This window comes from Pseudoalteromonas luteoviolacea (genome assembly GCF_001750165.1).
Classification (GTDB): Bacteria; Pseudomonadota; Gammaproteobacteria; order Enterobacterales; family Alteromonadaceae; genus Pseudoalteromonas; species Pseudoalteromonas luteoviolacea_G.
Window position 1 is genome coordinate 4,415,289 of the sequence record NZ_CP015411.1, and the last position, 17,430, is coordinate 4,432,718.

At 42.2% G+C, this 17,430-nt stretch carries 22 protein-coding genes; 13 read left to right on the plus strand and 9 right to left on the minus strand.

The window, feature by feature from the left end; genetic code table 11:
• Positions 1-3 precede the first annotated feature (3 nt).
• From S4054249_RS19000 to S4054249_RS19025, 6 genes are read right to left on the minus strand one after another with little or no spacing between them, the layout of a single operon-like run.
• Positions 4-261, minus strand: coding sequence for a BolA family protein (locus tag S4054249_RS19000; protein ID WP_046355780.1), 258 nt, complete (start codon positions 259-261; stop codon positions 4-6).
• A 5-nt stretch (positions 262-266) separates the two neighbouring features.
• Entirely contained in the window at positions 267-560 is a 294-nt protein-coding gene (locus S4054249_RS19005) for an STAS domain-containing protein (RefSeq protein ID WP_046355871.1), read from the minus strand.
• Positions 553-1,239: an MlaC/ttg2D family ABC transporter substrate-binding protein gene (locus tag S4054249_RS19010; RefSeq protein ID WP_046355781.1), complete on the minus strand. Its 687-nt coding sequence runs from the start codon at positions 1,237-1,239 to the stop codon at positions 553-555. Before S4054249_RS19010 ends, S4054249_RS19005 begins: the two co-directional genes overlap by 8 nt.
• Before the next feature lie 6 nt (positions 1,240-1,245).
• Entirely contained in the window at positions 1,246-1,791 is a 546-nt protein-coding gene (gene mlaD / locus S4054249_RS19015) for an outer membrane lipid asymmetry maintenance protein MlaD (protein ID WP_046355782.1), read from the minus strand.
• A 12-nt stretch (positions 1,792-1,803) separates the two neighbouring features.
• Complete coding sequence (gene mlaE, locus S4054249_RS19020; RefSeq protein ID WP_046355783.1) at positions 1,804-2,580, minus strand: lipid asymmetry maintenance ABC transporter permease subunit MlaE; 777 nt, start codon at positions 2,578-2,580, stop codon at positions 1,804-1,806.
• Positions 2,581-2,582: 2 nt separating this feature from the next.
• Entirely contained in the window at positions 2,583-3,398 is an 816-nt protein-coding gene (locus S4054249_RS19025; RefSeq protein WP_046355784.1) for an ATP-binding cassette domain-containing protein, read from the minus strand.
• 234 nt (positions 3,399-3,632) lie between these two features.
• Between S4054249_RS19025 and S4054249_RS19030 the strand changes: the two genes are divergently transcribed.
• The 12 genes from S4054249_RS19030 to mgtE all read left to right on the plus strand — a co-directional run bounded on the left by S4054249_RS19030 (position 3,633) and on the right by mgtE (position 13,044).
• Positions 3,633-4,595 carry a calcium/sodium antiporter gene (locus S4054249_RS19030; RefSeq protein WP_046355785.1) on the plus strand — a complete coding sequence of 321 codons (963 nt, stop codon included), beginning with the start codon at positions 3,633-3,635 and terminating at the stop codon, positions 4,593-4,595.
• An 8-nt stretch (positions 4,596-4,603) separates the two neighbouring features.
• On the plus strand, positions 4,604-5,575 hold the full coding sequence (locus S4054249_RS19035; protein WP_046355786.1) for a KpsF/GutQ family sugar-phosphate isomerase: 972 nt from the start codon (positions 4,604-4,606) through the stop codon (positions 5,573-5,575).
• Position 5,576: 1 nt separating this feature from the next.
• Entirely contained in the window at positions 5,577-6,128 is a 552-nt protein-coding gene (kdsC, locus tag S4054249_RS19040) for a 3-deoxy-manno-octulosonate-8-phosphatase KdsC (RefSeq protein ID WP_046355787.1), read from the plus strand.
• Positions 6,125-6,676 carry an LPS export ABC transporter periplasmic protein LptC gene (gene lptC / locus S4054249_RS19045; protein ID WP_046355788.1) on the plus strand — a complete coding sequence of 184 codons (552 nt, stop codon included), beginning with the start codon at positions 6,125-6,127 and terminating at the stop codon, positions 6,674-6,676. Before kdsC ends, lptC begins: the two co-directional genes overlap by 4 nt.
• A complete protein-coding gene (lptA, locus tag S4054249_RS19050; protein WP_046355789.1) occupies positions 6,663-7,196 on the plus strand; it encodes a lipopolysaccharide transport periplasmic protein LptA in 534 nt (177 codons plus the stop codon). Before lptC ends, lptA begins: the two co-directional genes overlap by 14 nt.
• Positions 7,193-7,918, plus strand: a complete 726-nt coding sequence (gene lptB / locus S4054249_RS19055) for an LPS export ABC transporter ATP-binding protein (RefSeq protein WP_046355790.1) — start codon at positions 7,193-7,195, stop codon at positions 7,916-7,918. The genes lptA and lptB overlap by 4 nt, the downstream gene beginning before the upstream one ends.
• Before the next feature lie 41 nt (positions 7,919-7,959).
• Positions 7,960-9,471 carry an RNA polymerase factor sigma-54 gene (locus S4054249_RS19060; RefSeq protein WP_046355791.1) on the plus strand — a complete coding sequence of 504 codons (1,512 nt, stop codon included), beginning with the start codon at positions 7,960-7,962 and terminating at the stop codon, positions 9,469-9,471.
• A 26-nt stretch (positions 9,472-9,497) separates the two neighbouring features.
• Entirely contained in the window at positions 9,498-9,785 is a 288-nt protein-coding gene (gene hpf, locus S4054249_RS19065) for a ribosome hibernation promoting factor (protein ID WP_046355792.1), read from the plus strand.
• Between the two features lie 2 nt (positions 9,786-9,787).
• Positions 9,788-10,243, plus strand: coding sequence for a PTS IIA-like nitrogen regulatory protein PtsN (gene ptsN / locus S4054249_RS19070; RefSeq protein ID WP_046355793.1), 456 nt, complete (start codon positions 9,788-9,790; stop codon positions 10,241-10,243).
• A gap of 12 nt (positions 10,244-10,255) precedes the next feature.
• A complete protein-coding gene (rapZ, locus tag S4054249_RS19075) occupies positions 10,256-11,101 on the plus strand; it encodes an RNase adapter RapZ (protein WP_046355794.1) in 846 nt (281 codons plus the stop codon).
• Positions 11,098-11,376 (plus strand): HPr family phosphocarrier protein, encoded by a 279-nt coding sequence (locus S4054249_RS19080; protein ID WP_046355795.1) that lies wholly within the window; start codon positions 11,098-11,100, stop codon positions 11,374-11,376. The genes rapZ and S4054249_RS19080 overlap by 4 nt, the downstream gene beginning before the upstream one ends.
• A 309-nt stretch (positions 11,377-11,685) precedes the next feature.
• Positions 11,686-13,044, plus strand: coding sequence for a magnesium transporter (mgtE, locus tag S4054249_RS19085; protein ID WP_046355796.1), 1,359 nt, complete (start codon positions 11,686-11,688; stop codon positions 13,042-13,044).
• 32 nt (positions 13,045-13,076) lie between these two features.
• On the opposite strand, the gene pmbA is transcribed toward mgtE, so the two are convergent.
• Positions 13,077-14,426 carry a metalloprotease PmbA gene (pmbA, locus tag S4054249_RS19090; RefSeq protein WP_046355797.1) on the minus strand — a complete coding sequence of 450 codons (1,350 nt, stop codon included), beginning with the start codon at positions 14,424-14,426 and terminating at the stop codon, positions 13,077-13,079.
• Between the two features lie 150 nt (positions 14,427-14,576).
• On the opposite strand from pmbA, the gene yjgA reads away from it, so the two are divergent.
• A complete protein-coding gene (gene yjgA, locus S4054249_RS19095) occupies positions 14,577-15,101 on the plus strand; it encodes a ribosome biogenesis factor YjgA (RefSeq protein ID WP_046355798.1) in 525 nt (174 codons plus the stop codon).
• A 46-nt stretch (positions 15,102-15,147) separates the two neighbouring features.
• Here the strand turns inward: yjgA and tldD are convergent, their stop codons facing one another.
• Together tldD and S4054249_RS19105 are read right to left on the minus strand one after the other, a co-directional pair.
• Entirely contained in the window at positions 15,148-16,587 is a 1,440-nt protein-coding gene (gene tldD, locus S4054249_RS19100; RefSeq protein ID WP_046355799.1) for a metalloprotease TldD, read from the minus strand.
• Positions 16,584-17,414: a carbon-nitrogen hydrolase family protein gene (locus tag S4054249_RS19105; protein WP_187301394.1), complete on the minus strand. Its 831-nt coding sequence runs from the start codon at positions 17,412-17,414 to the stop codon at positions 16,584-16,586. The genes tldD and S4054249_RS19105 overlap by 4 nt, the downstream gene beginning before the upstream one ends.
• Positions 17,415-17,430 lie beyond the last annotated feature (16 nt).

Below are 17,430 nucleotides of genomic sequence, written 5' to 3' on the forward strand. Positions count from 1 at the left end.
TAATTATTGTGGCAAGATAAACTTCTGCTCACGCTGCCACTCGGTAGGTGTAAATGCTTTAATACTTACCGCATGGATTGTCCCGTCTTTGATCACTTCCATCAATGGGCCATAAACCATTTGCTCTCTTTTAACGCGTCTTAGTCCATCAAAACACTCACCAACGGCAATCACTTCATAGTGACTGCCATTCGCTTTTACTTTTACTTCTTCTAAGGTCAAAGTTTGTTGTAAAACAGTTTCGACTTGATTTGTTTCCATCGGACTCACTCAAATAAGGTTGTGACCTGCCCCAATTCCATCAAATTTTGTAATTGTTCAGGTCTATTCTTCAACTCAAGGCGCACGCCTTGCCGTTTTAATTTGCCTAAAGAGTGAATTAACCAAGCTAAACCCGCGGTGTCAACCCTTGAGACGTCACAAAGGTCAAAATACAGCACTGACTGCGCATTTTCTAACAATTGATTAAGAAGTGATTCATTTATTAGGGTGTCTCGGGTCAATTCTCCTTTCACTGACACCGTGTCATCCGCAACCTTATTAAAGTGCAGGTTAGGCATTTCCATCATCCCCTCTGAATTGAACTGGTAACTGACTTTTCTTCTCTAAAAGCGTGATCACATGCTCAATACCTTGCTGACGTAAAATACCATGCAATTCACTTTGCTTGGCATCTAGCAAGCTGATCCCTTCAGCCATCATATCAAATGCACGCCATTCACCTTGTTTGTTCTTGCGCACTTTAAAATCGATTTTAATATCAGGCTTGCCTGCTTCAACAATTTTCGTTCTTACAGTTGCTACATTGATATCTTTAAACGGACGTGCAGCCTCAAACTCTACTTTTTGGTCGGTATACTGCGTAAACACACCGGCATATGTCGCCACAAGGTATGATTTAAAGACTTCAATGAATGTGCGAATATTTTTAACCGCCTGTTCTTTCTCTTGCTTATCCTTGATATTCCGAACTTTTTGAATATAACTACCTAATACTCGATACGCTGCATACTTATAATCAATGTAAGGTAAAAGCTCCTGCTCAACAATGACACGCAGGTGCTCTTTATCTTTAACAATAATATTTTGATCTTTCGCTACACGTTGAAAGGTATTGTCGGCAACCTGTTGAACCATTTTATACGGGTCCTTCAAATCAACTTGTGCTGCATGAACAGCAGAAGCAAACAGTGCCAGAATAAAAAGACTAATCGTTACAATGAAATGACTCTTTAGCATAGTTGCTTACTCACTACTTTGATTGAATAGGAATTGACCGATAAGTTCTTCTAACACAAGCGCTGATTTAGTATCTGTAATCGTATCGCCGTCCTTTAAAGCCAGGCTCTCGACACCAAATAAATCATCTAGGTCCACTTCATCTTGCGCTGATACTTCATTACCCAAACAGGTTTGCTTAGCTGATTCAGCGGCTATGACAGGTGAAATACCTAAATACTGCTCACCTAAAATACCTGAGGTCAAAATAGACACTGACGTTGTATCAGAAAACTGACATTCATACGTTTTGTCAATGCTCATACTTACCACGGGCACAAACTCTTGTGGATGAATGTGGATACCATCAACACGACCGATAACAACACCTCCTACCTTGATAGGCGCGCGCGTTTTTAGCGACCCTATATTGTCAAACTTAGCTTCCAGTTTATACGTTTCACCGTTACCGCTAATGCCCGCATTTGCCACTTTCATCGCCAACATCACAAAAGCTGCGACACCCAAAGCCACAAATAAGCCGACTAAAATTTCTATTTTCCGTGTATTCATTTTTCCTAACCCTTAACTCGAAAACATCACTGCTGTTAATACAAAATCAAAACCCAAAACAGCCAGTGAAGAATGCACAACGGTTTCCGTTGTTGCCTTGCTGATCCCCTCTGATGTAGGGACACAGTCATACCCTTTATACAATGCTATCCACGTCACAATTAACGCAAATACAAAACTTTTAATGAGACCATTCAAGATATCTTGCTGTAAAGAAACCTGAGACTGCATGATTGACCAGAAACTGCCTGAATCAACACCGAGCCAATCAACCCCTACCAAATGAGCCCCTAGAATTGCTACAGCTGAGAAGATCAACGCAAGCAGTGGCATACTGATAAAACCAGCCCAAAACCGTGGTGCAACAACACGCTTTAGTGGGTCTACGGCCATCATTTCCAAGCTAGATAACTGCTCTGTCGCTTTCATCAAGCCAATTTCAGCTGTTAACGCACTCCCCGCACGCCCTGCAAATAACAACGCCGTCACCACAGGGCCTAGTTCTCGCAATAAACTTAAAGCGACTAATGGTCCAAGGCTATCTTCCGCCCCATAACCCACTAGCACCGTATAGCCTTGTAAGGCCAAAACCATGCCAATAAATAAGCCAGATACCATAATGATAAGTAGTGACTGATGGCCTACCATGTAAAGTTGTTTAATTAATAGCGGCGTACCTTGACGCAGGTTGGGCACATTCAGTAACGCCCCCAGCAACATCTGTGTTGCTCGTCCAATTGACGCGAAGCGGTTTAATGTTTTACGCCCTAATTTCTGTAAAAAGTCCACGCTTATACGCCTCCATCCAATAATTCCTCTTCATAAGGCGCTGCTTTAAAATGAAACGGTACAGGTCCATCCGATAACCCTTGTAAAAACTGCTGCACCAATGGTGAGCTGTGAGCTAACATTTGCTCAGGTGAGCCACTACCAATCACCCCCTGTTCAGCAATGATCACCACATGATCCGCAATGCTCATTACTTCAGTCACATCATGAGTCACAATTAAAGAGGATAACCTGAGTACTTCATTCAGCGACTTAATCATTCTCACTAACACGCCCATTGAAATAGGGTCCTGCCCTGCAAATGGCTCATCGTACATAATGAGCTCGGGGTCCAATGCGATTGCGCGCGCCAAAGCCGCGCGTCTTGCCATACCACCTGATAATTCAGCTGGCATTAGCTCTCTTGCGCCGCGTAAACCAACAGCTTGAAGTTTCATTAATACAACCAAACGAATTAAATCTTCACTTAGCTGGGTATGCTCACGTAGTGGAAAAGCGACATTATCAAAAACAGACATATCGGTAAAAAGAGCACCACTTTGAAATAGCATGCTCATTTGCTTACGTGCTTGGTATAACTCAGAACGGGACATTGCAGGCACACTTGAGCCCATAAATGTAATATCACCACTGTCTGGACGAAGTTGACCACCTATCAAACGCAACATGGTTGTTTTACCAATACCACTTGGCCCCATAATTGCTGTAATTTTACCTCTAGGCACTGAAAAGCTCATATTTTTATATATGACTCTTTCACCGCGAGAAAAGGTTACATCCTTGACTTCAACGATTGACTGCGACAAGTCGCTCTCCATATATCGATTTCACCAATTGGTAAATAATACGTTTTTTTCAACCAAGATGGAAAATGCTAATTGGTAAAATTTTGTAATAGATGCAATTACAAAACGCCATTTTCCATCCACTTTTATCTGTGATGATAAATATAATCGGAGTCCATTGCGTAACTAGGCCAGATTATTTATACATTTGACAACGCATTTGATAATATTTACCACACTGTAATTTAGTTACTCGGCATAGGTTTCATGGTTTTATCTTTTGTCATTCTTATCTTAGGTTTTGTTGCACTTGTTTGGAGCGCAGATAGATTTGTTTTCGGTGCAGCTGCATTGGCAAAAAATCTCGGGGTTCCTACGTTAATTGTTGGCCTGACGATTGTTGCAATGGGTTCATCAGCGCCTGAAATGATGGTGGCAGCACAAGCCGCTTTATCAGACAAAACAGATACCGCCGTCGGTAATGCTGTAGGTTCAAATATTGCCAATATTTTACTTGTTTTAGGGATTACGGCACTGTTGCGTCCCCTCGCTGTGGGTTCAGGCATTTTGCGCCGTGAAATGCCGTTACTTATCATTGTCTCATTAGGTGCTTGGTATATCATCAGTGATAACTATTTTAGCGCCACAGAAGGATTCATTTTATTAGCTGGCTTTGCAACCTTCATTCTTGGTCTGATTTATATCACCAAAAATAGTAACAAAGACCAAGAGGATGATCCGCTTGTTTCAGAAGCTTGCGATGAAGTACCAAATAATGTACCGACTGGCAAAGCCGCTTTTTGGCTAGTAGTCGGTATGATTGTGCTGCCTGTTAGCGCCGACTTACTGGTCGATTCCGCGGTAGATATTGCTAAGTTTTTTGGCATGAGTGATCTTCTAATCGGCCTAACAATTATTGCTATCGGTACTAGCTTACCTGAGCTAGCCGCATGCGTCGCTGGTGTCCTAAAAAACGAGGACGATTTAGCGCTTGGCAATATTATCGGCTCCAATATATTCAACATACTCGCTGTGTTATCAATTGCTGGAATATTAAATCCTGCGCAACTGGATATGAATATTTCACAGCGTGATATTTACGTTATGCTGGGCGCAACCGCAGCACTAATCCTAATGAGTGTAAACCTCAGAGGAAAAAGACAAATTAATCGCATGGAAGGTGGTGTACTACTGGCTGCATTTGTTGGTTACATGTACGCAATTATTTAGGTGTAAGTATGAAAAACCACACTCTCATTGAATCTGCAAAACGCGTTTTGGACATAGAGCAAAAAGCCATCATTGAACTCAATCAATATATCGATGACAACTTTATCCAAGCTTGTGAGCTGATGCTTCATTGTACAGGTAGAGTCATCGTCATTGGGATGGGGAAGTCAGGACATATCGGCAACAAAGTTGCGGCAACACTGGCGAGTACAGGTACCCCCTCTTTCTTCGTTCACCCGGGTGAAGCGAGTCACGGTGACTTGGGCATGATAACAGCCGATGATGTGGTCTTGCTCATCTCTAATTCAGGTGAAACAGGCGAAGTAGTCGGCATTATTCCAGTGATCAAAAGAATTGGCGCACAAGTCATTAGTATGACGGGTAATTCCAATTCAACTATGGCGCAGCAGGCTGATATTCACCTTTGTATTAAAGTATCACAAGAAGCCTGCCCTCTTGGTTTAGCGCCAACAGCCAGTACCACAGCTACACTGGTTATGGGTGATGCACTCGCGGTTGCCCTACTCGAAGCTAGAGGGTTCACTGCTGATGATTTTGCCCTTTCCCACCCAGGCGGCAGCTTGGGCAAAAGGTTATTGCTGACCTTAGACGATATAATGCACAAGGGCACAGATGTCCCAGTGACACCTGCAGGTAGTTCAATCAAAGATGCATTATTTGAAATGTCAGCCAAAGGACTTGGTATGACAGCTATTATTAATGAACACAAGCAACTTTGCGGTTTATTTACTGACGGTGATTTACGTCGCGTTATTGAGCAAAAAGTCGATCTACATAACGATACTATTGATTCCGTTATGACTATTTGTTGTACTACAGCATTTTCAGATATGCTAGCAGCTGAAGCGCTTAATATCATGGAAAAGAAACGGATAAATGGCCTCATTGTCATTGACGAGAACAAACACCCAATTGGGGCACTCAATACTCAAGATTTATTGCGCGCAGGAGTGATTTAAAATGCAATTTAGTGAGCTTTATCAACAAATCTCAGTACAGGTCAATGACAAAGCCAAGGCAATTAAACTGCTAATTTGCGATATTGATGGTGTGTTTTCAGACGGTCGGATCTATCTTGGAAATCAAGGGGAAGAGCTGAAAGCATTCAACACCAAAGATGGCTTTGGCATAAAAGCACTAATTGAAACCGGTGTTGAAGTCGCCGTCATTACAGGTCGACATTCAGAAATTGTTAAGCAACGTATGACTAGCTTAAATGTGAACCACATTTATCAAGGCCAAGAAGATAAAGTCCAAGCTTATGAAGAATTAAAAAATAATTTAAATTTAACTGATGAGCAAATTGCATATATCGGTGATGATGGCCCAGATATCCCTGTCATGCAACAGGTCGGTTTCGCTGTGGCCGTAGCAGATGCGCACCCACTGGTAAAAAACCTGGCTCATTATACAACCTTAATGCCAGGTGGATTTGGCGCGGTAAGAGAGTTAACAGACTTACTTATGCTCAGCCAAGGCAATGAGCTTCTCTCTAAAGGAAGCAGTACATGACTAATTTACGGGTGATTTTACTCGTATTGTTCAGTGCAACTATGTTGTGGCTATGGTATCCATTTTTGACCCAAACAGAGCAGCCTGCACAACCTGAAGAGACAATTGCCAAACCGGACTATGTTGCTATTGATTTGAAACAAACCTCCTTTGCCGAAAACGGGCAATTGAGTTATCAGATCACAGCACAAAGAATGGAGCTATATCAGGAGCTTGGATTCAGCCACTTTGAAGTACCCATTTTTGTTTTACATAATGGACAGCACAATTGGCAGCTCACTGCCAATGAAGCGACTTTGTATGAAAATGATACTTTGATTTTAGAAGGCAATGTTAAAGCAACCAATTTAAATGATGCAGCTATGATCACGCACATAGATGCAGACAACCTCCGGCTTGAAATTACGAACCGGATGATGCGCTCAGAACAACCCGTGATCATAACAGGGCCTAATGTAACCATTACAGGTAAAGGGCTAATCGCCGATCTCAATATTGAGGTTATTGAACTAATCAACCACACTGAAACGATTTATGATAAGCAATAAATTAAGTGCAACCATACTATTAACTTGTGCCATAGGGCTACTTTCGCCAAGCGTGTTCGCTAATAATAACCCTGAGCAAGTCATCATCAGTTCGGGAAAACAACAAGCGCAACTACAAACTAATATTGGCGTTTTTGAAGAAAACGTAGAAATTATTCATGGCCAAAGAAAAATTTTTGCCGACAGACTTGAGGTGCACCGCAGAGAAGACCTCGGCGAAAACAAACAATTATTAGTAGCAACAGGCTCTCCGGCAATTTTCCAAGAACGACAAACTGACGGTAGTTTATTGAAAGCCAGTGCAAATGAGGTCCGCTACGACGTCGCGAATCGATTATTGACCATCAAAGGTAATGCAGAAATTAGTCAATCCGGTCAGAAGATTTCTGCCCAAGAGATCCTCTATGATATGGAAAAGCAATTAATTAGTGCGCAAAAGGCAAATGAAGAAGGTAAACGTGTAAGAACTGTTTTACTCCCAGTTGAAAAAGAGCAAGACGGAACCAAGGAGCCACAGTGAGTACACTAAAAGCGACGGCACTGGCCAAAAGTTACAAAGGCAGGCAAGTAGTAAAGAATGTTGAGCTAAGTGTTGAAGCAGGTAGCATTGTTGGTTTACTGGGCCCAAATGGTGCCGGTAAAACAACTACGTTTTATATGATTGTCGGCCTAGTCCCCAGCGATAAGGGCGCTATTCATATTGACGAGCAGGACATTACGCTACTGCCAATGCACAGCAGAGCCCGTTTAGGTATTGGTTATTTACCACAAGAATCTTCAATCTTTAGAAAGTTAACCGTCTATCAAAATTTAATGGCGATCCTTGAAACGAGAAAAGACCTCAACAAGATTGAACGCGAAAGAATATTAAATGAATTACTTGATGAATTTAACATTCAACATATTCGTTCAAGCTTAGGTATGGCACTCTCTGGTGGTGAGCGTCGTCGCGTTGAAATTGCTCGCGCTTTAGCCGCTGATCCAAAATTTATTCTATTAGATGAGCCTTTTGCTGGCGTTGATCCCATTTCAGTGTTAGATATAAAGAAAATTATTGAGCATTTAAAAAACCGTGGGATCGGCGTTTTGATCACAGATCACAATGTACGTGAAACATTAGATGTATGTGAGAAGGCATATATTGTTTCCCATGGCGAATTAATTGCTTCAGGTAGCCCTGAACATGTTTTAGCGGATCAAACCGTTCGAGATGTCTACTTAGGCGAACAATTCAGGCTATAGTTAAGAACAAGCGTAACAACGAAAAGGATTGTTAGAGATACATGAGGCAATCGCTACAGCTGCGCATGGGGCAGCAATTAACAATGACACCACAATTGCAACAAGCAATCCGCTTGCTGCAACTGAGCACATTAGACCTCCAGCAAGAAATTCAAGAAGCACTGGACAGCAATCCTTTATTGGAAGTAGAAGAAAACGAACAAGAGTCTTTTGAAAATGGTCTAGATAAAACCCATGAACAGGCACAAACAACGGATAAATCGGAATCAAATACTGAAGAACAGGTAGAAACGCAGCTCAGTGATTATGAGCAAGACACAGACACGGCACTCAATAAAGAGACACTCAGTGATGAGATGGCAATGGATGTCACATGGGATGAATATATCAGCGCTGCGCCTGTAAGCTCGTCTGGGCCTATGCCTGAAGATGAAAGTGTCTATCAAGGTCAAACAACCGAAAGCCTTCAAGAGTATTTGATGTGGCAATTAGAATTAACACCTTTTAGTGCGACAGACCGACTTATTGCGCTGTCTATTGTTGAGGGGGTTGATGATTCAGGTATTTTAACCGTCTCTTGTGAGGATATTCTAGAGAGCTTAAACAAAGACAATGACCAAGAGCTTATTGAGCTCGATGAAATTGAAGCCGTATTGAAGCGGATTCAACTGTTTGATCCTGTTGGTATCGCCGCTCGCAGCCTTCAGGAATGCCTGATTGTTCAATTAAATCAGTTTGCATCTGATACTCCTTGGCTCGAGCAAACTAAACAGGTCATTGATGAGCACATCGATCTATTAGCAAATCGTGATTATCGTACTATCATGAAGAAAACAAAGCTCAAAGAAGGCGAGCTTAAAGAAGTGATGACGTTAATTCACAGTTTAAACCCCAAGCCAGCTGCCAGTATTGTGCAAGAAGAGGCTGATTATGTGATACCTGATGTCTCTGTTAAAAAGATAAAAGGTCGCTGGGTCGTTGAACTAAACCCTGATTCGATGCCTAAAATCAGAGTGAATGATCACTATGCAGCGATGTCACGCTCGGTAAAATCCAGCAGTGACAGTCAGTTTATTCGCTCACATTTACAAGAAGCCAAATGGTTTATTAAAAGCTTAGAAAGCAGAAATGAAACTTTAATGAAAGTTACTAATTGCATTGTTCAACAACAACAGGCATTCTTTGAACATGGCCCTGAGGCAATGAGACCTATGGTACTCAATGATGTTGCTGAAATGGTTGATATGCACGAGTCGACAATTTCTCGGGTAACAACGCAAAAATATATGCACACGCCTCGCGGCATTTATGAATTGAAATACTTCTTCTCGAGCCATGTTAGTACCGAGAACGGTGGTGAATGCTCTTCGACAGCAATTCGAGCGCTCATCAAAAAGCTAATCGCTGCAGAAAACTCAGCTAAGCCTTTAAGTGATAGTAAAATTGCAGATGTATTAGCAGATCAAGGTATTAAGGTGGCAAGACGTACTATTGCCAAATACCGAGAGTCTTTGGCTATTCCACCGTCTAATCAACGTAAAAGCTTGATTTAGACGTAACAAAAGAAGGAAAAATGCTTATGCAACTAAATTTAACTGGTCGCCATGTAGAAATTACCGATTCATTAAGAGACTACGTAACAAGTAAGTTTGCGAAGCTAGAAAGGCATTTTGATCACATAAACAATGTACATGTAATCTTAGATGTCGAGAAACTCATACAAAAAGCAGAAGCGACGTTACATGTTAATGGAGGCGAGCTTTTCGCTTCAACAGAACATAGAGACATGTACGCAGCCATAGACGGCTTAATTGATAAACTGGATAGGCAAGTCATTAAACATAAAGAGAAGCTAACTCGACACTAATCATGAAACTTAGCACACTAATTTCCGAGGACTGTAGCAAAGCTGCGGTCCTTTTTAATAGTAAAAAAAGAATACTCCAATATATCAGTGAACTGGCTCAACAAAAAATTCCAAACGCCAATCAGCACGATATTCTTGAAGCTCTCCTCAATCGCGAAAAATTAGGTAGCACAGGCATAGGTAAAGGCATTGCTATTCCCCATGGCCGGTTATCAGGTCTCAATGACGTTGTTGCCATTTTACTCGTAAATCAACAGGCTATTCCTTTTGACGCTTATGATGATCGCAGTGTAGACATATTTGTAGCACTCATCGTACCAGATGGTGAAAATAAACAACATTTAGAGACCTTAGCAAGTATCGCTGGTAAACTAAATGATAAACATTTTTGTAAGCGACTTAGGCAAGCGAGTAACGACAACGAGCTTTACCAAGTCCTTGTTGAGTTTGATAAATAATAGGAATTAACCGTGGAGCTCATAATTATCAGTGGCCGTTCTGGCTCAGGTAAATCTGTTGCATTAAGAGTATTGGAAGACTTAGGTTATTACTGCGCTGATAATATTCCGGTCAATCTCTTACCTGCATTGGTTCGCAGTGTTTCTGACAGTTATAACAAAATCGCCGTCAGTATCGACGTGAGAAACCTACCAAAAGAACAACAAGAATTTCACGATATTTTAGAGTACTTACCTGGATTTGCGAAGCCACAGGTATTTTATCTAGACTGTGACGACCAAACACTGATTAAGCGTTTTTCAGAAACTCGCCGATTACACCCCCTGTCATTAAATGACCTTCCGCTTGATTTAGCTATTAAACAAGAAAAGAATTTGCTCGAAGTATTGATCCGACGAGCCGATGTAACCATAGATACAACGGATTTAAGTGTGCATCAATTAGCTGAAAGTGTTCGTGAGAAAATATTGGGTCAAAAAGACAAACAGCTAATAATCACATTCGAATCTTTTGGCTTTAAACATGGTATTCCAAAAGAGGCTGACTACGTTTTTGATGCACGTTTTTTACCCAACCCACATTGGGAGCCTGAGCTAAAGCCGTTAACGGGTTTAGACCAACCAGTTGTCGACTATTTATCTAGCCATAGCATAGTACAAAAATTTATATGGCAAATTCAGACATTTATGCAAACTTGGCTCCCCCATTTAGAGCGCAATAATCGCAGCTATTTAACGATTGCTATTGGATGTACCGGTGGCCAACACCGCTCAGTTTACTTAGCTCAAACTCTTGGTGAGCGTTTTCAAAGAACACATTCTAATGTGAAAATTCGCCACCGAGAGCAAGAACAATGACTCAATCGCATCAAGGCCTTTTTCTAATAAAGAATAAATTGGGATTACATGCAAGAGCTGCAACGGTATTGGCACAACTCTCCACCCAGTTCGATGCGGATATTACACTCTATCAAGGAGAAAAAAGTGCGCCAGGTGATAGCGTACTCGCTTTACTTCTGTTAGAAAGTAGTCAAGGCAAAGAAGTTAAAGTCACGTGTACAGGTCCAGATGCGCATGATGCCCTAATAGCAATAGGAAACCTTATAGAAAATAAATTCCATGAGGACGAATAGCGTATAGGCGCTATCTTAATTGCCATTACAATACTTTCTATGCACAGGATGCCTGTGATTACACTAAAATGTCATAAGTTACATTTAAATTAAGCAGCTATAATCATTATATAATTTTTTCTATTACACTATTATATGTAGCAATAATTGAAGGTCTTCAGCTTCAATAGAGCATGCAACCGAGATAAAGATCAGTTTACTGGAAGGCCTTAGTTACACGCTAGAAAAGCACTAAATAAAACAAAGTAGCCTCCTATAACGGCTCATAACTCACTATCATGTTTTCTTTAATTTGAAATTTGGAAGCCTATGCCTGACGTTTTTGAACAAGACTATACACTGGAACAATTACAACAAGTAACCAAAGCAATAAACAGTGGACAGTTTGTTCAAGTTAGACAAACACTTGCTGAGATCCCTCCTTGTGACACCGCACTTTTACTCGAGTCCTCACCACACAAAATAAGGACGACACTCTGGCAATTAGTTGACCCAGATATACAAGGTGATGTACTCGAAGAACTATCAGAAGACGTCCGATTAAGTATTATTGCCAAGATGGAGCCGGAACTTATCGCGGCAGCCACTGAAGATATGGATGATGATGACCTGGGAGAAGTGCTCAGAAGCTTACCTGTGCCCATCTATCAAGACGTCATTAGCGCAATGGACAGCCAAGATCGGGCACGTGCTACGCTCGCTTTATCTTACAATGAAGGCTCTGCCGGCGCGTTAATGAATGGCGATACCATCACCATTCGTCCTGATGTCAGTTTGGATGTCGTATTAAGATACTTAAGGCTAAAAGAAGAGTTACCGCAAGGTACTGACGACCTCTATGTCGTAGATAAAGAAAACCGCTTTTTGGGGTCTTTATCAATTGGCATTTTATTAACCAACCCACCTGACAAGCTCGTTCAAGAGCTTATGAATGAAGAACGAGAAACCATTCCCGTTACTATGCCTGAGAGTGAAGTCGCGCAACTATTCGAGCGTCATAATTGGATCTCTGCGCCTGTTGTCGATGATCATACTCAGCTGCTCGGTCGGATCACCATTGATGATATCGTTGATGTCATCAGAGAAGATGCTGAACACAGTTTAATGAGCATGGCTGGTTTAGAGGATGAGGAGGACACCTTTGCGCCAGTTATGAAAAGTAGTCAAAGGCGTTCAATTTGGCTTGGTATTAACCTACTCACAGCTTTGCTCGCAGCCTTTGTCGCTAGCTTTTTCGAGAGTACCCTAGATATACTTCCAATTTTAGCTGTGCTTAATGGCATAGTGCCAAGCATGGGTGGCGTGGCGGGCAGCCAAACTTTGACTTTGGTGATCCGTGGTATAGCACTTGGCCATGTCAATCAAACTAACCAAAAGTTTCTGTTAGGAAAAGAGCTTGCTATCGGTGCATTAAATGGCGTGTTGTGGTCTCTGTTAATAGCGGGCGTAGTAGCACTATGGCAATGGGATTTTAAACTTGGCGCAGTCATCGCCTTTGCTATGTTTATGAACTTAGTCGCAGCGGGGATAGCTGGTGCCAGTATTCCTTTGATATTAAAACGTATGAAGATAGATCCAGCGCTCGCTGGAAGCGTTGTGCTAACCACAGTCACGGATATTGTCGGTATTTTCGCTTTCCTAGGAACGGCTACTTGGTTTTTACTCTGAGCTATGCTCAGAGTAACTTAGTCAGTTGGAGATTATTCACCGGCAACCTGCATGTTTTCAATCAAGATTGAACCTGTTTGAACCGCACCGCGTAATTCAATATCCCCTCCGATTGCTTGAATATTTTGGAACATATCTTTTAAATTGCCAGCGATGGTAATTTCACTCACCGGATACTGTATGTCACCATTTTCAACCCAGAAACCCGCAGCGCCGCGAGAATAATCACCAGTTACAGTATTAACCCCTTGCCCCATCAACTCCGTGACTAATAAGCCTGTGCCCATTTCATTGAGTATGGCGTTGAGATCGTCATGCGTCTTGTTCACTAACCAGTTGTGGATCCCACCAGCATGACCTGTCGCATGCATACCCATTTTTCTCGCCGCATAACTAGCCATTAAATACGTTTGCAGCTCTCCACCTACAATAATATCTCTGTCTTGAGTATAAACGCCTTCACTATCAAAAGGTGTTGAGGCCAACCCTTGTAACAGATGTGGCCTTTCTTGAATAGAGACACAAGGATTAAAAATTTGCTTACCAAGTGTATCGAGTAAAAAGCTCGATTTGCGGTATAAAGCACCACCGCCAATCGCCGAAACCAAATGTCCAAATAAGCTATTCGCGATATCAGAACGAAAAACAACAGGTACTTTCATTGTTGACAGCTTTTGACTATTAAGTTTTGCGAGTGTCGACTCCGCAGCTTCAATGCCAATCGCTCGCGGATCTTTTAATTTGTCATGTTTTCTAGCTATGCTGAAGGCCGAGTCTCGTTGCATCATGTCGCCTTCTTGACCAATCACCATGGTACTTAAAGTATGTCGAGAACGAGGAAAACCCGCTAAAAAACCATGGCTATTACCATAGACCCTTAGCCCCTGATGAGAAGCCAAGCTCGCCCCATCTGAATTCACAATACGCTCATCAAACTCCAAAGCTGATTTTTCGGCTTCAATACAATATTCAATCGCTTTTTGTGGAGACAAATCCCAAGGGTGATGAAGATCCAGATCAGGAATATCTGTTGCCATAAGCACTTTATCAGCCAGCCCATTACACTCATCATCCGCCGTGTATTTTGCAATTTCAATGGCTTTTTTTACCACTGAACGTAAAGCCTGCTGACTAAGGTCAGCTGTAGAAGCCGACCCTTTATGATTACCGACATACACACTGATCCCCAAACTGCCGTCTTGGTTAAACTCAATCGTATCAACTTCACCCATTCGAGTGCTTACAGACAGTCCTGAGGTACGACTCATTGCCGCTTCAGCAGAAGTTGCGCCTAATTCAGAAGCCATCGTTAATACTTCAGAGACGGCATATTTCACTTCGTCGATTTGATGGTTTATAGAACCAGTTTGGTTATCATTCATGTTGCTTTTCCAAATGCTTGTAAACTCTTCAATCCTAACACAGGACATACAATTTCGCTGAGATAGATTACGAATGACCTCACTATAGCGATATTTTTCTGCGCTTCTTGGTATAATCAATAATATTGTAATATTAAATGGCCTAATATCATGGCAAAAAAACCAGATCACAACGTCGACGACGAAGAAATCATCTATGTTTCAAAGAGTGAGTTGAAGCGAGATGCGCAGCAATACCAACAACTAGGAGTTGATATTGCCGAACTAGGTAAAAAACAACGAGAGAAACTCCCACTTACCAACGAGCTCGTTGAAGCCATGGCTCTTGCAGATAAAATTCGTGGCAAACACGATGCATACCGCCGCCATATGAACTACATCGCTAAAGTGCTGCGTACCACAGAGAATGTTGAGCAACTTCAAACCGCTTTAGATATGTTACTAAACAGAAATAATCAAGCTGAAGTGTTACTTGGTCAGGTCGAAAGAGTCCGTGATGACGTACTAAAATTGGGTGACAGCAAAATTAATGAGTTACTTGAAGAACATCCAACAATGGAACGCCAAAAGTTACGCCAATTGGTTCGTCAAGCAAATAAAGAATTGAAAGCGGAAAAGCCAGCCAAAGGGTATAAAGAGTTATTCCAATATCTAAAAGAAGCAATCTTACCTTAGTCGGTTATGTGAGGGGAGTCACGCCTCCCCTACTCTTTATTGGCGGTTAAGCTGTGCCACCCACAGTAAGTTGATCAATCTTAAGACTTGGTTGACCTACCCCAACAGGGACACTTTGACCATCTTTGCCACATACACCGACGCCTCTATCTAATGATAAATCGTTGCCAACCATAGAGATCTGCTGCATGGCTTCTGGGCCATTACCGATCAAAGTGGCACCTTTAATTGGCTGTGTTACTTTACCATCTTCAATTAAATACGCTTCTGATGCCGAGAACACAAATTTGCCTGATGTGATATCAACTTGACCACCGCCAAAATTGCTCGCAAATATCCCTTTTTTCACTGAGCTGATAATTTCCTGCTGAGTGCTCTCTCCTGCCAACATATAAGTATTGGTCATTCTTGGCATAGGGAGATGTGCAAAAGACTCTCTACGTGCATTGCCGGTTGGCTGTGCGTCCATTAGACGCGCATTCATCTTGTCCTGCATATAACCTTTTAGAATGCCGTTTTCAATCAGCACATTATATCCGGCAGGCGTGCCTTCATCATCAATATTCAATGAGCCGCGACGATTTGCCATCGTACCATCATCTACCACCGTGCACAGTGAAGATGCAACTTGCTCACCCACTCGGCCACTAAAAGCAGAGGCACCTTTACGATTAAAGTCACCTTCCAGACCATGACCGACGGCTTCATGTAGCAGCACACCTGGCCAGCCCGATCCCAACACGACAGGCATGGTGCCTGCAGGTGCATCAATCGCGGTTAAATTAACACGCGCTTGCCTGACCGCTTCTATTGCATAGCTCATCCAGCGCGGTTGACCGTCTTCTAACTCTTTAAAATAGCCGTAGTCTAAACGTGCGCCCCCCCCTGCACTACCACGCTCTCTTCGGCCGTTATTCTCAAGCAGCACAGAGCAATTTAGCCGAACTAAGGGACGGATATCAGTTGCAAAAGTACCGTCACTTGCTGCGATTAAAACTTCTTCATATACCGCTGCAATTGAGCACACCACTTGCTGTGCATCGGGTGCAAGTTCCCTAATCGCACTGTCCACTTCTCTGAGCAAGGTGATCTTCTCTTCGTCACTCATACTCAATAAAGGTTGAACAGGTTGGAACTGTATTGGCGCTTTGACGTCAGTAAAGACCTGCACTGTTTTTGATTCACCTTGCTGTGCAATCGACCTAGCAGCTTCCGCAGCTTGGTTGATGGCCTCTAAATTAATTGCATCTGAGTAGCTAAACCCAGTTTGCTCACCACTTACGGCCCTAACACCAACGCCCCGCTCAATGTTATAGCTGCCCTCTTTGATGTTGCCATCTTCAAGCACCCAAGTTTCATTGTAACTGGATTGAAAATACAAGTCGGAATAATCCACATTGTACTGATGGATATAATTAAGTGTTTGTTCCAGCTGCTCTCTAGTTAACTGACTATCAGCTAACAAGCTTTTTTCAACTTGATTCATATCATATTGCTCTTAAATCGATTGTGCTTGAATACAGGCATCGTATGCCTAATATCATACAGCTCGGTAAAATCTAACTGTCTTTGAATAGGCTGCAAAGATAACATACTATCATCCAACACCTCTCCCCATGGAGAAATAATCACACTGTGTCCATATGTTTCTCGTCCATTTTGGTGCAACCCGACTTGGGCCGCAGCAATAACAAAACACTGTGTTTCAATTGCTCTGGCCTGCAGTAATGGTAACCAATGCGCTTTACCCGTTACCGTGGTAAATGCACTAGGCACCAATAAGATATTCGCTTGCTGTTCACGTTGAACTTGATATAGACCAGCAAAGCGCATGTCATAACACACACTTAAGCCTAGTCTACCAAAGGGGCTATCTACAACAACAACTTGACTGCCAGCTTCAGTAAAGTCAGATTCTCTATAGCGTTTAGATTTGTCGCTGACATCAGCATCAAATAAGTGAATTTTATTATACTGAGCGACTAACTGGCCCTGGTCATTAAACAAGCAGCTAGCTGCATAATATTTACGACTAGTTGCTTGAATAGGGATTGTGCCTGCGCTCAGCCAAATACCTTTCTCTTTGCAAAGCTTAGCGATTTTATCTATCCATAAATCACTGGATTTTGCCACGTTAAACGTATCACTTCCATTTGCGCAAAATGCCAACCAAGCTTCAGGCAAGCACACTAAAGTTGGGCGCTCAACACGTATTGCATCGAGTTGCTGAGTCAAATATGTAAAGTTATCCTCAGGGGCAATGTTTGAACACATCGGGATAACAGCTACATTCGCCTGTTTTGCTACCATCATATTGCTTCCACTCCAG

Bases quoted from the DNA above. Each gene is read 5' to 3' on its own strand.
- S4054249_RS19000 (WP_046355780.1), bottom strand. From the start codon at position 261: ATGGAAACAAATCAAGTCGAAACTGTTTTACAACAAACTTTGACCTTA.
- S4054249_RS19005 (WP_046355871.1), bottom strand. From the start codon at position 560: ATGCCTAACCTGCACTTTAATAAGGTTGCGGATGACACGGTGTCAGTG.
- S4054249_RS19010 (WP_046355781.1), bottom strand. From the start codon at position 1,239: ATGCTAAAGAGTCATTTCATTGTAACGATTAGTCTTTTTATTCTGGCA.
- mlaD (WP_046355782.1), bottom strand. From the start codon at position 1,791: ATGAATACACGGAAAATAGAAATTTTAGTCGGCTTATTTGTGGCTTTG.
- S4054249_RS19025 (WP_046355784.1), bottom strand. From the start codon at position 3,398: ATGGAGAGCGACTTGTCGCAGTCAATCGTTGAAGTCAAGGATGTAACC.
- S4054249_RS19030 (WP_046355785.1), top strand. From the start codon at position 3,633: ATGGTTTTATCTTTTGTCATTCTTATCTTAGGTTTTGTTGCACTTGTT.
- S4054249_RS19035 (WP_046355786.1), top strand. From the start codon at position 4,604: ATGAAAAACCACACTCTCATTGAATCTGCAAAACGCGTTTTGGACATA.
- kdsC (WP_046355787.1), top strand. From the start codon at position 5,577: ATGCAATTTAGTGAGCTTTATCAACAAATCTCAGTACAGGTCAATGAC.
- lptC (WP_046355788.1), top strand. From the start codon at position 6,125: ATGACTAATTTACGGGTGATTTTACTCGTATTGTTCAGTGCAACTATG.
- lptA (WP_046355789.1), top strand. From the start codon at position 6,663: ATGATAAGCAATAAATTAAGTGCAACCATACTATTAACTTGTGCCATA.
- S4054249_RS19060 (WP_046355791.1), top strand. From the start codon at position 7,960: ATGAGGCAATCGCTACAGCTGCGCATGGGGCAGCAATTAACAATGACA.
- hpf (WP_046355792.1), top strand. From the start codon at position 9,498: ATGCAACTAAATTTAACTGGTCGCCATGTAGAAATTACCGATTCATTA.
- ptsN (WP_046355793.1), top strand. From the start codon at position 9,788: ATGAAACTTAGCACACTAATTTCCGAGGACTGTAGCAAAGCTGCGGTC.
- S4054249_RS19080 (WP_046355795.1), top strand. From the start codon at position 11,098: ATGACTCAATCGCATCAAGGCCTTTTTCTAATAAAGAATAAATTGGGA.
- mgtE (WP_046355796.1), top strand. From the start codon at position 11,686: ATGCCTGACGTTTTTGAACAAGACTATACACTGGAACAATTACAACAA.
- pmbA (WP_046355797.1), bottom strand. From the start codon at position 14,426: ATGAATGATAACCAAACTGGTTCTATAAACCATCAAATCGACGAAGTG.
- yjgA (WP_046355798.1), top strand. From the start codon at position 14,577: ATGGCAAAAAAACCAGATCACAACGTCGACGACGAAGAAATCATCTAT.
- tldD (WP_046355799.1), bottom strand. From the start codon at position 16,587: ATGAATCAAGTTGAAAAAAGCTTGTTAGCTGATAGTCAGTTAACTAGA.
- S4054249_RS19105 (WP_187301394.1), bottom strand. From the start codon at position 17,414: ATGATGGTAGCAAAACAGGCGAATGTAGCTGTTATCCCGATGTGTTCA.